Raw genomic sequence first — 13,465 nt, 5'->3', positions numbered from 1 at the left:
TGAGTTGTTAAGTTTATAAGGTATCACATGGTTTCCATCTCGGCCCCGAATAGCGCCACCTCGGAACAACTGGTAGAGGGCTTGAGTGCGCCGGACTGCGCGCGCGTGCTGGACGCGCTCGCGTATGCCACCGCAGCGTATGGCGACAAGCAGACCTTTGCCGGCCGCTCCGCGCTGGACTTCGCCATCGGCGTGGCCACGACGCTGGCGTTCCTGCGCAGCGATGCGGAAACACGCATCGCCGGCCTGATGTTCGAGCTGACCCTGCTGGAACCCGATACGGCGGCCGACATCGAGCCGCGCTTCGGCAAGCAGGTGTGCGACCTGGCGACAGGCGTGCGCCAGCTGATCCGTTTGCGTGCGCTGACCCAGGCGCAGCACGGCGGCGCTGCCGGTCGCGGCAAGAATGCTGCGCAGCAAGCCGTGGCCCAGGTGGAAACCTTGCGCAAGATGTTGCTGGCGATGGCGTCCGACATGCGTGTCGTGCTGGTGCGTCTGGCCGCCTGCGTGACGACCTTGCGTTACTTTGCCGATTTAAAGCTATTCAATGAAATGACGCGCGAGTACGGCAAGGAAACGCTGGATTTGTACGCGCCGCTGGCCAACCGCCTCGGCATCTGGCAACTGAAGTGGGAACTGGAAGATTTGTCGTTCCGCTTCATCGAACCGGAAGCGTATAAACGCATCGCCAAGATGCTGGAAGAAAAGCGCATGATGCGCGAGGGCTTCGTGTCCTCGGCGATTCTGCGCCTGCAGACGGAACTGGCTTCGGCCGGTATCCAGGCGGAAGTGTTTGGCCGCCCGAAACACATTTACAGCATCTGGAACAAGATGCGCGGCAAGGAACTGGACTTCACGGCCCTGTACGACGTGCGCGCCTTCCGCGTCATCGTTGCCGACGTGAAAACCTGCTATACGGTCTTGGGCGTGGTCCACAATATCTGGACCCCCATCCCGAAGGAATTCGACGATTACATTTCGCGCCCGAAACCGAACGGTTACCAGTCGCTGCACACGGTGGTGACGGCCGAGGACGGCCGCCCGCTGGAAGTGCAAATCCGCACGAATGAAATGCACAGCTTTGCCGAATACGGCGTGGCTGCGCACTGGCGCTACAAGGAAGAGGGCGGCTCGAACTTTGCCGGCCAGAAGTACGATGAAAAGATCGCCTGGCTGCGCCAGTTGCTGGCCTGGAAAACGGAGGTGGCCGACGCCGTCGTGGGCCAGGAGGAAATCCAGCGCGAATGGGTGGAAAAGCTCAAGTCCGCCACCCTGGACGACCGCATCTTCGTCATGACGCCGCAGGCGCGGGTGCTGGAATTGCCTGTCGGCGCCACGCCCGTCGATTTTGCCTATCACCTGCATACGGACGTGGGCCACCGCTGCCGCGGCGCCAAGGTCGACGGCATCATGGTACCCCTGAATACGCAGTTGAAGAACGGCCAGACCTGCGAAATCATCACGGCCAAGGGCGCGCCGGGCACGGCCGGGCCGTCGCGCGACTGGCTCAGCGCCGGCTACGCCGTCAGCACGCGCACGCGCTCGAAGATCCGCGCCTGGTTCCACGCCATCGACATGCAGGAAACCCTGGCCCACGGCCGCGCGCTGGTGGAAAAATCCTTGCAGCGCGAAGGCAAGACGGCCGTCAACCTCGAGGCGCTGGCGCAAAAGCTGGGCTTTGCCAAGGTCGACGAGCTGTTCCTGTCTGTCGGCAAGGATGAATTCAGCCTGCGCCACGTGGAGCAGGCGCTGCACGACAATGGTGAAGTGGTGGTGCCGGAAGACGCCGTGCTGGTGGGTAAAAGCCGCGCTTCCAGCGTGGAGCAGGGCGCCAAGTCCGGCGTGCTGGTGGTCGGTACGGAAGGCTTGATGACGGTGCTGGCCAAGTGCTGCAAGCCGGCGCCGCCGGACAGCATCGTCGGTTTTGTGACGCGCGGCAAGGGCGTCTCCATCCACCGCGCCACGTGTAAAAACTTCGAGGAAATGCGCGCCAAGTCGCCCGAGCGCGTGATTTTTACCGAATGGGGCAGCACGGGCGGCCACGACACCGTGTATCCGGTCGACATCTTTATTCTGGCAGGCGACCGCCAGGGCTTGCTGCGCGACATCTCCGAAATCTTTTCGCGCGAAAAGATCAACGTGATCGGCGTCAACACCCAAAGCGCCAAGGGCCAGGCCCGCATGACGTTTACGGCCGAGATCAGCTCGACGGCGCAGCTGTTGAAGGCGCTGAATGTGATCAAGGATGTGAGTGGGGTCCTGGAAGCGCGGCGCAGTTAGTTGGAGTTACCCCGAGAGCAGAGGCTGGGGTCAGACCCGGCGGGTCTGACCCCGGTCTTTGCCGTTGGGTTCAATTAATGCGTCTTGTCACCCTGATGTAACCCCGCCATCGCCGCCGTCTCCGGCTGCAGGGTGATGTGGTCTATCCCATGCTTGGCCAGCAACATCTTCTTGATCGCCCGCAAGACCTTCGGCCAATGGTCGAGGTGCTCGATTTCCACATGGCCGATCAGGGCCGGTTGGCCCGGCGACATGTCCCACACATGCAGATCGTGCACGGCGATTACGCCGTCCACTTGCTCGACGTCCGTGCCCACTTCGATGTAGTCAATGTGCAGGGGCACGCCTTCCATCAGGAAGTGGTAGGACTCTTTCAATACCCCGAAAGTCGATTTCAGGATCAGCAGCGATACCAGCACGGACAGCAGTGGGTCGATCTGCATCCAGCCCGTAAAGTAAATCACGGCGCCCGCGACGATGGCGGCGACTGAGCCGAGCAAATCGCCCATCACGTGCACGAGGGCCGCGCGCGTGTTCACGCTTTGCTTGTCTTTCGACAATACCCACGCCACCACCACGTTGATCGCCAGGCCGATGAAGGCGACGATGAAGACCATGCCGCCCTTGACGGGTTGCGGGGCGGAAAAGCGCAGCACGGCTTCATAGCAGATCCAGCCCACCACGCACAGCATGGCCAGGCCGTTGACGAAGGCGGCCAGTGCTTCGGCGCGGCCGAAGCCGAACGAGTGGCGCGGCGAGGGCGGGCGGCGCGCGATGATCTGCGCCAGCAGGGCCAGGCCCAGCGCGGCCGCGTCCGTGACCATGTGGCCCGCGTCGGAAATCAGCGCCAGTGAATTGGACAGGAAGCCGGCTGCCACCTCGATGCCGGCAAAGGACAGGGTCAGGCCCAGCGCCCACGCGAGGATGCTCTGGCTGCGGCCCTCGAAAGAGTGGGTGTGCTTGGCGTCGCCTTTCAGGTGGGCGTGCAAATGGGTGGCGTCGTGTTCGGTGTGCGTCGGCTGCATGGAGTGCTTTGTTGAATGAGGTTGCCGTCAGTGTAATTGAAAAGCAACAATATAGGCGGCACGTAAAAAAACCCGCAGGCCCGGGGGCGCTGCAGGTTTTTGCTGGTACACGTCAGTTACTATGCGGCCGTCTCGCCAAACTTGCCTTCGCGGAAATCCTGCACGGCCTGGAATACTTCCGCCTGGGTATTCATGACAAACGGGCCATACTGAGCGATGGGCTCGTTCAAGGGCTGGCCGGCGACGAGGATCACGCGGCCGCCTTCCGGTGCTTCGATGCGCACGCCGTCGCTGCCTGGCGTATTGGCGAAGATGGCCATGCGCAGGGCGGGTACGGCCTTGCCATCGACCCGCACTTCGCCACGGAACGTGTACAGGAAAGCGTTATGGCCTGGTGGCAAGGGCTGCTCGAAGCTGCTGCCGGCAGGTAAGTCGATATCGAGGTACAGCGGTTCCGTCAATTCGCGCTGCACGGCGCCCGTCACGCCATGGCTCTCGCCGGCGATCACCTGCACGGCCACGCCTGCGTCCGTCGTGTAGCGGGGGATTTCGCTGCTCGTGAAATCGCGATACCACGGCGTGCGCATCTTGTCGCGCGCGGGCAGGTTCAGCCACAGCTGAAAACCTTCCATCACGCCTTCTTCCTGCTCCGGCATTTCCGAATGGATCACGCCGCTGCCAGCCGTCATCCATTGCACGCCGCCCGACGTCAGCAAGCCTTCGTGGCCCGCGCTGTCCTTGTGGCGCATGCGCCCCGTGATCATGTACGAGACCGTCTCGAAACCCCGGTGCGGATGCTCGGGGAAGCCGGCGATATAGTCGTTCGGCTTGTCGCTGGCAAAGTTGTCGAGCATCAAGAACGGGTCGAGACGGCGCTGCAGCTGCTGCGTCAGCACGCGGTTGATCTTCACACCGGCGCCATCCATGACGGCCTGGCCGGCGATCACGCGCTCGACGGCGCGTGGCTTGTTGACGGTGGTGGTGTCGCTCATTGTTCTCTCCTCTAGGCCGGGACGGCGCCAGTGCGCCGTCCCTTTCACTGCTGGGAATTACACCAGGATCGCGTTGATCTCGGCGTCCGCTTGCGCCTGCGCCTTGGCCACAGCTTCCGGGCCCATGCCCATGCCTTCCGAATACACGTATTGCACGTCGGTCAGGCCCAGGAAGCCGAACATGGTGTTCAGGTAAGGCACCTGGCTATCGTTGGCGCTATCGCGGTGCAAGCCGCCGCGGGACAGGCCCACGTAGACTTTCTTGCCGGTCAACAGGCCCACGGGACCGTTTTCCGTGTACTTGAAGGTGACATTGGCGCGGGCAATCGCGTCGAACCAGCTTTTCAGTTGCACGGTGATGCCGAAGTTGTACATCGGCGCGCCGATGACGATGACGTCGGCCGCTTGTACTTGCGCAATCAGCGCGTCGTCCAGGGCGATGCGGGCCGCCTGTTCCGGCGTGCGCTTGTCGGCCGGGGTGAACAGCGCTTGCAGGGTCGGCTCGTCGAGCACGGGGTGCGGTTGGGCAGCCAGGTCGCGGCGGGCCAGGGTGGCGCCGGGATTGGCCGCTTGTACGCGGGCAACGATGGCGTCAGCCAGGCGGGTCGAGGCGGAACCGGTGCTGCGGGCGCTGGAATTGATTTGCAGGATGTTCATCTTGTTTTCTCCGTGTGAGGTGTCTTGCGATGGATGAACTATAGCAATTCCAAAAACCATCCGGAAGCCGTTAAAATGGATAACATTAATCCACCCATGGAACAATCAAAGCTATGGATATCGATCCCGGAGATTTATTGCTGTTCGCCCGCGTCGTCGAGTGCGGCAGTTTTTCGCGCGCCGCCGTGCGCGTGGACTTGCCCAAGTCGACCCTGTCGCGCCGCATCTCGCAGCTGGAAGCGAAGCTGGGCGAACGGCTGCTGCTGCGCACCACGCGCAAGCTGGCGCTGACGGAATTTGGCGCCAGCCTGCTCGAGCATGCGCGCAAGGTGGTCGAGGAAACGGAGGCGGCCGGCGCCCTGGCTCAGCACCGGCAGGCGGGGCCCAGCGGCTTGCTGCGCATTTCCATGCCGGCCGACTTCGGCGACGCGCTGATGCGCCAGGTGCTGGCCGAATTCGTGCGCCGCTATCCGGCCATTTCGCTGGAACTGGACTTGTCGGCGCGCCGCGTGGATTTGCTGGAAGAGAACTTCGACCTGGCCATCCGCATGGGCAACTTGCCCGACGACGCCAGCCTGTCCGCGCGCCGCGTGGCCTTCAGTACGCTGGCCTTGTATGCCTCGCCGCAATACACGAGCGTGCACGGCTTGCCCGAGCATCCCGACGATTTATATGGCCATGATCTGCTGAGCTTGCCGCGTGCCGTGCATGGCCTCGTGCACTGGACTTTGATCCGCGGCAAGACGACGTGGGAGCGCGACTTGCCCGTGCGCCTGCTGGCGAACTCGCCGGAATTGCTGGTGCGCATGGCCTGCACGGGCGTGGGCATCGCGGCCAGCACGGACCGCTTTGCCAAGGCCTATGTGGCGACGGGGGAGCTGGTGCGCGTGTTGCCGGAGTGGAGTTTTCCGCTGGTCACGGGCTGGGCCGTATTTCCCGGCCGGCGCCTGATGCCGGCCAAGACGCGCGCGTTTCTCGATCTGATGGAGGAGATGTACCAGACTGACGCGCCCGTATAGGCGCGCGTCCGGATGCCTTACTTGGGCAGGTTGCCCATGACTTCGCCCAGTTGCACGGGGCCGGCCGGTTGCCAGTTGGCGTTGAATTGCACGGTGTCTTTCGGGAACAGCATCACGACGGTGGAACCGAGCAGGAAGCGGCCCAGCTCTTCGCCCTGTTTCAGCACGACATTGTCGTTCGCATAGCTCCAGTCGCGCACCTGGCCCGTGCGGGGTGGGTTGACGACGCCGTGCCAGACGGTGGCCATGCTGCCGACGATGGTGGCGCCGACCAGGGTCATGACGAAGGGGCCGTTGGCCGTGTCGAACACGCAGACGACGCGCTCGTTGCGGGCGAACAGGCCGGGAATGCCGCGCGCCGTCGTCGGGTTGACGGAGAACAATTCACCTGGCACATAAATCATGCGCGTCAAACGGCCGTCGCACGGCATGTGGATGCGGTGGTAGTCGCGCGGGCTCAGGTACAGGTTGGCGAAGCTGCCATGTTCGAACTGGGCCGCCAGGGCCGCGTCGCCGCCCACCAGGGCCGTGGTGCTGAAATTGTGGCCCTTGGCCTGGAAGATCTGGTCTTTGTCGATCTTGCCGAACTGGCTGATGCGGCCATCGACGGGGCAGATGTAGTCGGCCTTGGCCAGCGGACGGGCATCGGGGCGCAGCGCGCGCGTGAAAAAGTCGTTGAAGCTCGTGTAGTGCGTGATGTCCGGGTCCAGCGCCTCATCCATGTTGACGTTGTAACGGCCGACGAACCAGCGGATCAAACGCGTGGTCATGGCGCCGCCTTTGGCGCCGGCGATCCGGCCGGCAAAGTTGGTCAATGCTCCTTTTGGAAGCAGATATTGAGGCAGGACGGCAAGACGGTCAGACACGATGGGAAGCCTTTGACGGGGTGATGGGAACAATGGTGAAAACGCATTATAGCGGCGATGTGGCGCGCAATGATATGCGCCGTATGCAAGGGGACGTATCGCAGCCTGCCGCCGAATTTAATTTGCTATAGGAAATATTTTCGGGAAACTGTGCCAGTCAGAAAAAATTACAGCACAATACGGCGGCCTGTTTTTTAGCTTTCAGCCATTTTTATTCAGCCAACTTTTCTCAGTCAGGTCATGATGCCACGCCGTTGCCTCCGCCTCACCGTCCTTTGTTCCGCCGTTTTACTTGCATGGAATGCCCATGCCCAGCAATCCGAAACGCCGGCCGTTGATACCGCCGCCGTGCCGTTGAAGGCCGAAAAGGCTGAAAATCCCATGCAAACCGTCGAAGTCAAGGGCAGCGGCTACGATCCGCGCCGCGACGATACCGCCAGCAAGATGATCGTGGGCAGCGAGGAAATCCTCAAGTATGGCGACACGAACGTCACCGACGTGCTCAAACGCTTGCCCGGCATTACCGTGTCCGGCGCGGCCGGGCGCTCGGGCGGCGAAATCCGCATGCGCGGGCTGGGCAGCGGCTATACGCAGATATTGCTCAACGGCGAACGGGCGCCGGCCGGTTTTTCACTCGACACCCTGTCGCCCGACGTGATCGAGCGCATCGAGATTTTGCACGCGGCCAGCGCCGAATACAGCACGCAGTCGATCGCCGGCACCATCAATGTGGTGCTCAAGAAAGCCGTGAAGACGGCGCAGCGCGAACTCAAGCTGGGCGTGCAAGGCAGCGACGTGAGCTTTTCGCCCAGCGTGAATCTGCAACTGTCTGACCGCGACGGCAATTTTTCATACTCGCTGGCCGGTTCGCTGTACCGCTACGACTACCATTACGACAATCCCGGCCTGGAACTGGGCTACGCGCCCGACGGCCGGCAAAACCTGCTGCGTCGCACGAACGGCACGGGCGATGGCCGCCCGGAAGGCATCAATCTGTCGCCGCGCCTGAACTGGGTGCTGGCCAACGGCGACAACGTGACGGCGCAATTCTTTTTCAACGGCGGGCGCTCGAATCATCGCAACTTCAGCCGCGCGGAAACGGAGCAGGGCGTGCGCCCCGACTACGATACCAACACGGGCAGCTCAAGCAACCACAATGCCTTTGGCCGCAGCGACTTGACGTGGATGCACAAGCTGGCCGGCGGCGCCAAACTGGAACTGAAAATCGGCGCCTCGGCCGCCCGCAATACGTCTGACAGCCTGCAGCAAGGCTTTATCGACGGCGGGGGCCTGGCGCTCGAGCGCAAGGTGGGCGTGAAGGCGACGGAAAACGGCGTCAGTTCCACCGGCAAGTATTCCTCGCCCCTGCTGCCCGGCCATGCCCTGTCGATGGGCTGGGATGGCGCCTACACGGAGCGCGAGGAAACGCGCCGCCAGCGCGAAGCGGCCCTGGGCGTGCGTCCGCCCGTCAACAGCGACGAGGGTTTCGACGCCACCATCAAGCGCCTGGCCCTGTACGTGCAGGATGAATGGGAAATCACGCCGCGCTGGTCCATGTATGCGGGCGTGCGCTGGGAAGGCATCGATACGCGCAGCGCGGGCGATACCTACGACGAAGTGAACCAGCGCACCAGCGTGTGGAGCCCGCTGCTGCAAACCCTGTGGAAGTTGCCCGATACCAAGGGCGACCAGGTGCGCCTGGCCCTGACGCGCACCTACAAGGCGCAGCCCACGGCGAGCCTGATTCCGCGCCGCAATACCTCGACGAACAACAGCCAGACGGACCCCGACCGCGAAGGCAATCCCTATCTGAAACCGGAGCTGGCGCTGGGCATCGATGCTTCGTACGAGCACTACTGGGCCGAAGGTGCCTTGCTCAGCGCGCGCGCCTCGGCCCGCCGCATCGACGGCTATACGCGCCAGGGTTTGCTGTTTATCAATGACCGCTGGGTATCCACGCCCGTCAACGATGGCCGCGCGAATACGCAGACATTGGAACTGGAAGCGAAGTTCCCGCTGCGCGCCGTGCTGGCCGCGCCCGTGCCGGCCATCGACCTGCGCGCCAGCGTCAGCCGCAACTGGTCGCAAGTGGAGCAGGTGCCGGGGCCAAATAACCGGCTCGACCAGCAAACGCCCGTCAGCGGCAATGTCGGTCTCGACTACAAGACGCCGGACGGCATCTTGACCACGGGCGGCAGCTTCAACTTCCGCAATGGCGGCCCCGTGCGCATCACCGAGCGCCAGAGCGCCTATACGTCGCCGCGGCGCGACCTCGACATTTATGCGTTGTGGAAATTCGATGCGAAGAACCAGCTGCGCCTGGCCGTGTCTAACCTGCTGGCGCAAGACTTCGAAAGCGACACCATCTATACGGATGCCAGCGGCACGATCGTGCGCAACAGCATCTCGCCGAGCTCGCCGCAGGCGCGCGCCACCTTGGAAATGAAGTTCTGATGGCGATGTTCTCGCGCTGAAAACCCCGGCCGGCATCCCCGCTGGCCTATAATCTCGGCAATTGCGCGCGCGGCCAGCCCGTGCGCGCCGCCTTTTCATTTGCCAAGATTGCTTTCCCCATGACGTTTTCCTCCCTCGGCCTGATCGATCCCCTGGCCCGCAAACTCGATGAGCTCGGCTATGCCAAGCCCACGCCCGTGCAGGCACAGGCAATCCCGGCCGTGCTGGCCGGGCGCGACCTGATGGCCGCCGCCCAGACGGGCACGGGCAAGACGGCCGGCTTTGCCGTGCCGCTGCTGCAGCGCCTGACCCTGGAAGGCGTGGTGGCGCCGCAATGCGTGCGCGTGCTGGTGCTGGTGCCCACGCGCGAGCTGGCCGAGCAAGTCTATGCCAGCTTCCGCAGCTATGGCGGCAACTTGCCGCTGCGCAGCTTTGTCGCCTATGGCGGCGTGCCCATCGAGCCGCAGATCAGCAAGCTGCGCAAGGGCCTCGACGTGCTGGTGGCCACGCCGGGCCGTTTGCTGGACTTGCAGACGCAGGGCGCCGTCAAGTTCGAGCAAGTGCAGACGCTGGTGCTGGACGAGGCGGACCGCATGCTGGACCTCGGCTTCGAGCGCGAACTCGATATATTGCTGATGACCATGCCCAAGCAGCGCCAGACCCTGCTGTTCTCGGCCACCTTCTCGGACGCGATTCGCGTCATGGCGAAAACCATGCTGAAAGATCCCGTCTCGGTGGAAGTGAACGCGCGCAACAGCACGGTCAAGGCCGTCAAGCAGTCGGTCATCGTGTGCGACAAGAAACGCAAGCCGGAGCTGTTTTTGCACCTGCTGAAGAAAAAGCGCTGGGGCCAGGTATTAGTTTTCGTCAAGACGCGCAAGGGTGTCGAGCTGCTGGTGAACACCTTGCTGGAGCAGGGCGTGCGCGCCGATTCGATTCACGGCGACAAGACGCAGCCGAACCGCCTGCGCGCGCTGGCCCGATTCAAATCCGCCGAAGTGCAGGTGCTGGTGGCTACCGACGTGGCCGCTCGCGGCCTCGACATCGACCAATTGCCCGTCGTCGTCAATTTCGACTTGCCGACCGTGGCGGAAGACTATATCCACCGCATCGGCCGCACGGGCCGCGCGGGCGCTTCGGGCGAAGCCATTTCCCTCGTCTGCGCCGACGAGGTGGAGTTGCTGTCGGCCGTGGAAGCGCTGACGCGGCAAACCCTCAAACGCAACGAGGAGCCTGGTTTTGAGGCGGAACACCGCGTGCCGGGCACGTCCGCCGGAGGCACGATTCAGAAAAAGATCGTGAAAGTGCTGGCGCCGAAGGCGGCGGAGCGGGCGAAAAAGCGCCGTTTTTATAAGTAAGGGATGCACAAGGCGCGCAGCACGGATATCGCATTCGTGCCATCATGCGCCATGACCTCGATACCTTTGTTCCCGCTCAATACGGTGCTGTATCCCGATGGCTATCTGCCCCTGCAGATCTTCGAGGTACGCTACCTGGACATGATACGTCAGTGCATCATGGGCGAGCAGCCGTTCGGCGTGGTGCAGCTGCTGGACGGCGCGGAAGTGCGCAAGCCGGGCCAGCTGGAAACCCTGGCGCCCGTGGGCACCCTGGCGCGCGTCATCGACTGGGCCGCGCCCTTGTCGGGCTTGCTGCAAATCAAATGCATGGGCATGCAGCGCTTTCATATCGTCTCCAGCGAACAGCTGAAAAACGGCTTGTGGATGGCGCAGGTCGAAACTTTGCCGCCCGATAAAACCATTCCCATCCCCCAGGAGCAGCAGAACGTGGCCGACGCACTCGGTGCCCTGATCCGCACCTTGCAGGAGCAAAAGATTCCGCCCGATCAAATGCCCCTGCAGCCGCCGTACCGCCTCGACGAGTGCGGCTGGGTGGCGAACCGGTGGTGCGAGCTGCTGTCGCTGAGCGCCATGCAAAAGCAATTGCTGCTGAGCCAGGACAATCCCGTGCTGCGCCTGGAACTGGTTCAGGATATGCTCACGGAAAACGGCTTGCTGGAAGAGTAGACACGCCAGGCCGCATGTTTTCTCGCGCTTCCGTTGTGCAATTGCAATTTCTATTGAGAAATACTTTACGCTTTGCCACCGCTGGCATAAGATAATGCCCCTGGGCAAGATTGCCCTGGGCAACATTCAAGAGCAGACGACATGGCAAAAGTAAGCGCGGAACAGATCAATGCGGCAATGGAAGCGATGGCCGGCGAAGGCCAGGCCATCACGGTGCGCGCCTTGCGCGAACGGCTGGGCAACGCTGCCTGCCTGGGCACCATCAGCAAGCTCTTGCAGCGCCGCAAGGCGGGCGCGCAGCGCCAGATCGCCGCCGCCGCCGAACTGTCGCCCGTGCTGCAGCAAGCCATCCTCGATTATGTAGGACAGGAATTAAGCGCCAGCCACAGCGCGCATGAAGCCGAGATGAACGACAATCAACAGGAATTGATGGACCTGGCCAGCGAGAACGAGCGCCAGCAAGAGTTGCTCGACCTGCAGGCGGGCGAGCTGGAAACCTTGCGCGAGGAACTCGAGCGCGAGCGGCAGGTGGCGAATCAGGCTAGAACGGACCTGGCCAAGGCGCAGCTGCGCCTGGAAGGCTTGCCGCGCCTGGAAGAGGCGGCCGAGCAGGCGCGCATGGACCTGGCCAAGGCGCAGTTCAAGCTCGAAGGCATCCCGCGCCTGGAAGAGGCTGCCGAAGCGGCGCGCGCGGAACTGATCCAGGCCCAGCTGAAGCTGGAAAGCCTGACGCGCGTGGAAACGGAACTGGCGGCCGCCCGCCTCGAACTGGAAGCGGAACGCGAAGAGCTGGGCGAAACGCGCGCCGAGCTGGACGAAGAACGTACCTTGCGCATCAAGGCGCAGCAGTTTATCGTCGATCCGATCTTCAAAACACCTGTCTGAGGACACCTGACCAAACCTGCTGCGCGTCGGTATAGGTAGCCTGCGATGCTCACCGTGCTACAGCACGGTTGCGCTTTTTAGCCACCTCTACCTTCCGCTCGCGCCGGTTTTGTCAGGTGTCGATACGTCGGGGGAATATGTCATGCGGGCCTTGCTGGCTTAAAATGGCGCACTGTCTCGCCATGCCATGCCATGTGACGCCTTGATCGCAAAGAAGGTTTATGTCTGTAGAAAAAGAAGTGCCGCTCCCGCTTGCGGCCGCCCCCATCGCGCCGCGCGCGCTGCCGCCCCGGCCGCCAGCCGAATTCAGCTCGCCCGAAGCGGCCCTGGCACGCAAGCTGGCGCGCGAAGACAAGGATGCGCAGGTGCGCGGCGTCACGTCCATCGACGCCATGCGCGAGGCCATCAAGCGGGCGGCGCGTGACTTGCCCGCCATTACCGAAGTGCCGCGCCTGGCCATGCTGGACGCCGCCGCCTTCCGCGCGCGCGCCGCGCTGGGCTTGCCCTTCCTGATGCGCGGGCTGGTGCGGCGCTGGCCTTTGTCGGCATTGGGGCCAGAGGTCTTGCGCGAACGGTTCAGCCACGTGCCCGTGCGCGCGCGGGTGGGCGACTATATCAATACGGCGTTCGCGGCCGACCGTGCCATGCAGGACATGTCGATGGGGCAATACCTGGACCTGGTGGCAGAGGGCGAGTACGCGTTGCCGCCATACCTGGGCAACCTGGAATTGCGCGAGCTGAACCGCCTGTGCCACTGGCCCACGTATTTCGACAAGATGGGCCCGCCCCGTTTCTGGGTGGGGCCGGCCGGTACGGTGACGCCATTGCATTGCGATTACGACGATAATATTTTCGCGCAAGTGTGGGGCCGCAAGCGCATTTTCCTGTCGCCGCCGCACCACGACGCCTTCCTGTATCCCAGCGAAGCGAACGCCATCCTGTTCGGTTCGCCCTTCGACCCGGAAGCGCCCGATTTCCAGCGCTTCCCCCTGGCGCGCCAGGCGACCATGATCGAATGCCTCGTCGAGCCGGGCGACATGCTGTACGTGCCCGCCGGCTGGTACCATCAGGTGCGCGCGCTGACGTTTTCGCTGTCGTCTAACCGCTGGGCCAGGGCCATGCCGCTGGCCCTGCATGGAGATACGGCGCTGCGGCGTAAGGAGGCCTGACCTTATGGCGCGATGGCCAGTGCCTGCAGGCGCCTAATTGTGCTGGCAGCGGAAACCGGATGAGTGTGGCCCGCCAGGAATCCACGGAGAA

Annotated in this window: 11 protein-coding genes; 7 read left to right on the top strand and 4 right to left on the bottom strand. The window is 63.2% G+C overall.

What is annotated here, in order from left to right; translation table 11 throughout:
* Positions 1 to 27: 27 nt before the first annotated feature.
* A complete protein-coding gene (locus tag AC1RBA_RS26805; RefSeq protein WP_070221556.1) occupies positions 28 to 2,280 on the top strand; it encodes a RelA/SpoT family protein in 2,253 nt (750 codons plus the stop codon).
* Positions 2,281 to 2,354: 74 nt separating this feature from the next.
* Here the strand turns inward: AC1RBA_RS26805 and AC1RBA_RS26800 are convergent, their stop codons facing one another.
* The 3 genes from AC1RBA_RS26800 to AC1RBA_RS26790 form a co-directional block, all read right to left on the bottom strand.
* Positions 2,355 to 3,305: a cation diffusion facilitator family transporter gene (locus AC1RBA_RS26800; protein WP_070221555.1), complete on the bottom strand. Its 951-nt coding sequence runs from the start codon at positions 3,303 to 3,305 to the stop codon at positions 2,355 to 2,357.
* Between the two features lie 119 nt (positions 3,306 to 3,424).
* Entirely contained in the window at positions 3,425 to 4,297 is an 873-nt protein-coding gene (locus AC1RBA_RS26795; protein ID WP_070311836.1) for a pirin family protein, read from the bottom strand.
* 57 nt (positions 4,298 to 4,354) lie between these two features.
* Positions 4,355 to 4,954 (bottom strand): FMN-dependent NADH-azoreductase, encoded by a 600-nt coding sequence (locus AC1RBA_RS26790; RefSeq protein ID WP_070311835.1) that lies wholly within the window; start codon positions 4,952 to 4,954, stop codon positions 4,355 to 4,357.
* A gap of 113 nt (positions 4,955 to 5,067) precedes the next feature.
* Here AC1RBA_RS26790 and AC1RBA_RS26785 point away from each other — a divergent pair, with 113 nt between their 5' ends.
* On the top strand, positions 5,068 to 5,973 hold the full coding sequence (locus AC1RBA_RS26785) for a LysR family transcriptional regulator (protein ID WP_070311834.1): 906 nt from the start codon (positions 5,068 to 5,070) through the stop codon (positions 5,971 to 5,973).
* Between the two features lie 17 nt (positions 5,974 to 5,990).
* Here the strand turns inward: AC1RBA_RS26785 and asd are convergent, their stop codons facing one another.
* Positions 5,991 to 6,839 (bottom strand): archaetidylserine decarboxylase, encoded by an 849-nt coding sequence (gene asd, locus AC1RBA_RS26780; protein ID WP_492420442.1) that lies wholly within the window; start codon positions 6,837 to 6,839, stop codon positions 5,991 to 5,993.
* Between the two features lie 381 nt (positions 6,840 to 7,220).
* Between asd and AC1RBA_RS26775 the strand changes: the two genes are divergently transcribed.
* From AC1RBA_RS26775 to AC1RBA_RS26755, 5 genes are all read left to right on the top strand, one after another.
* Positions 7,221 to 9,293 (top strand): TonB-dependent receptor plug domain-containing protein, encoded by a 2,073-nt coding sequence (locus tag AC1RBA_RS26775; protein ID WP_492420440.1) that lies wholly within the window; start codon positions 7,221 to 7,223, stop codon positions 9,291 to 9,293.
* 119 nt (positions 9,294 to 9,412) lie between these two features.
* A complete protein-coding gene (locus AC1RBA_RS26770) occupies positions 9,413 to 10,651 on the top strand; it encodes a DEAD/DEAH box helicase (RefSeq protein ID WP_492420438.1) in 1,239 nt (412 codons plus the stop codon).
* A 51-nt stretch (positions 10,652 to 10,702) separates the two neighbouring features.
* Complete coding sequence (locus AC1RBA_RS26765; protein ID WP_070287945.1) at positions 10,703 to 11,320, top strand: LON peptidase substrate-binding domain-containing protein; 618 nt, start codon at positions 10,703 to 10,705, stop codon at positions 11,318 to 11,320.
* A 141-nt stretch (positions 11,321 to 11,461) separates the two neighbouring features.
* Positions 11,462 to 12,205: a DNA-binding protein gene (locus AC1RBA_RS26760; protein ID WP_492420436.1), complete on the top strand. Its 744-nt coding sequence runs from the start codon at positions 11,462 to 11,464 to the stop codon at positions 12,203 to 12,205.
* 221 nt (positions 12,206 to 12,426) lie between these two features.
* Positions 12,427 to 13,374: a cupin-like domain-containing protein gene (locus AC1RBA_RS26755; protein ID WP_492420434.1), complete on the top strand. Its 948-nt coding sequence runs from the start codon at positions 12,427 to 12,429 to the stop codon at positions 13,372 to 13,374.
* The last annotated feature ends 91 nt before the right edge of the window (positions 13,375 to 13,465 follow it).

Source organism: Janthinobacterium sp. GW823-FHT03B06 (assembly GCF_058796955.1).
The sequence above is the reverse complement of the archived record's forward strand: the minus strand, read 5'-3'. Positions and strand labels throughout refer to the sequence as shown.